Raw genomic sequence first — 1,982 nt, forward strand, 5'->3', positions numbered from 1 at the left:
TTCTGTCCAACATGGTGTACTTTAGCAAGTTGTTCAAAATCCTGTCGCACAACAGGTTTAATTAGCTCATAAAATACGGTATTCTGATGTGACAAAACCTGAATCCTGGTCGTTAAAGTGTTTGTTTGCACTCATATTTTAACTGTTAGGACTCAGGTTTTTTTATTTAAAGCAAACTATGGGACAGCAGTGGGCACATGACCTCTCTTTTTAATTGCGTTTTCATTTTTAGAATGTTGATAAACCTGACCATTCCATAAAACGATACAACACATATTTCAGTTTTGAACTGTCGGCATATTTGCTGTAATCAACACTGATTTGTCGCCCGTCCAGATTTTCCCATGCGGTGTTGAAATACTTTTTGGCATCGACAAATACTGGCGTTTGGCTTGAGCCAATCACGCGCAAATCGGTTTCCAGATTATAGTTTTTCAAATTACGTGCGGTAAAATTGGCTGAACCAAGTAATAATTCAGATTGGGTCGCATTGTGTTTGAACAGCATTTTAGTATGTGCCTGCTCACCATGCGTATCATTCCAACGCACTTGAATGCCTGCATCATGCAATTCAACCGCCACTTCACGATTCGGAATACCATTTTTCTGACGACCAAAGGCATCTTTATTCGGGTCAAGCAAAACACGAACCTGCACACCACGCTGCTTGGCTTGTTTTAAAGCAGCAATAATTTTTCGTTCAGACAAATAGAACATTGCCAGATCAATCTGATCTTGAGGTTTTGCTGTATTGATCATATTCAGTGCAGCACGATAAATGGCGGCTTCGGTCACAACCTGCACTTGCGGTAAGTGCTTATCACCCTCTTGCTGACCAACAATCACCACGCCCATTTCACCTTGTGACATTTCAGCTACAGGTTGCTCAGAATTTAAAATATCCACGGCAACTGGCCCAGACACCAACAATGCCACATTGTCATGGTGTGAACTGCCATCGTGTGGATTGGCAGAAGTAACTAGCCCTTTCCAGCCCTGATCGGTATCGACCACAATGGTTTTACGGTGATTGGCTTTGAAGTTGAGTAAATCTAAATAGCTGCGTAAGGTGACTTTGCCCTGACCAAATGGATTCGCTAGCCATCCACCTTGCGGATTATTGCCTAAACCCTGACAGCACAAATACCAAAAACCGGACCATGTCGGATTAGACGCACGTAATGGTGCAAGGTTGGTTTCAATCACATCAACACCCGCCTGACGCAATTTGCGATAATGCTCAGGTGCAAGCCCACCATAGACTGAGTTGATCGGGTCGGTAATAACTTTAATTTCAATATTAGGTGATTGAATTCGTTTGCGAATCAGGGCTTGAGTCAGTTCTTGGGTCAAATGACGCTGAGGTTGAGCATTTTTGCCCATTTCATCATTAAACAAGAACATATCAATCACAATCGTGGTTTTGGCTTGTGCCACCAAACTCAAAATCTGATCAAAGATATGCTGATCCTGCTGTACTTTACCTGTCGCATCGACATAGGTTTCATCAGCCAAGAACTGTACATCGGCATGATGCAACTTTCCTGTGTAATCAACACCCCGAGGGAGCGGTTTTACGGTGTGATAGACCGCAGAAGAGGCATAGCCAAGACATAAAATACCGACCAATAAGCCCGCATAATGGCGGGGAGACCATTGTAATTTATCATGAATTTTGTGAAATATACGCATAAAAATAAACCTAGCCGAATAGTGTCAGGCTAGGTTTTCTCTTCAATTTTTTCAAGAGTAATTTCGTGATGGGAAGCACTCCTGTCACGAATTGGACTTAAATCTTAGAAGCTCTGTACACGACAAATTTCATAGGACCCTTGTCCTATCAGGCTTTTTCTTTCTTAAAATTGCGAGCACTTTCTTAAATTCTTCTTTTTTCCCAAAACCAATCAAACGTAGAACAGCCATTTGAACATAGTCCAAACCGTAGCGAAATAAACTTACTGAAAGTCGTCCATGCTTCTTTA

Annotated in this window: 1 protein-coding gene and 1 pseudogene; both read right to left on the bottom strand. The window is 41.9% G+C overall.

The window, feature by feature from the left end; translation table 11 throughout:
* Positions 1 to 228 precede the first annotated feature (228 nt).
* Positions 229 to 1,692 (bottom strand): phospholipase D family protein, encoded by a 1,464-nt coding sequence (locus GBN19_RS15255; RefSeq protein ID WP_151778683.1) that lies wholly within the window; start codon positions 1,690 to 1,692, stop codon positions 229 to 231.
* A gap of 129 nt (positions 1,693 to 1,821) precedes the next feature.
* Positions 1,822 to 1,982 (bottom strand): annotated as a pseudogene (locus tag GBN19_RS15260) (IS4-like element ISAba33 family transposase); the annotation flags it as partial.

It is taken from the genome of Acinetobacter brisouii (assembly GCF_008993995.1).
Taxonomy (GTDB): Bacteria; Pseudomonadota; Gammaproteobacteria; order Pseudomonadales; family Moraxellaceae; genus Acinetobacter; species Acinetobacter brisouii_A.

Coding starts and splice junctions, on each gene's coding strand:
- GBN19_RS15255 (WP_151778683.1), bottom strand. CDS start 1,692: ATGCGTATATTTCACAAAATTCATGATAAATTACAATGGTCTCCCCGC.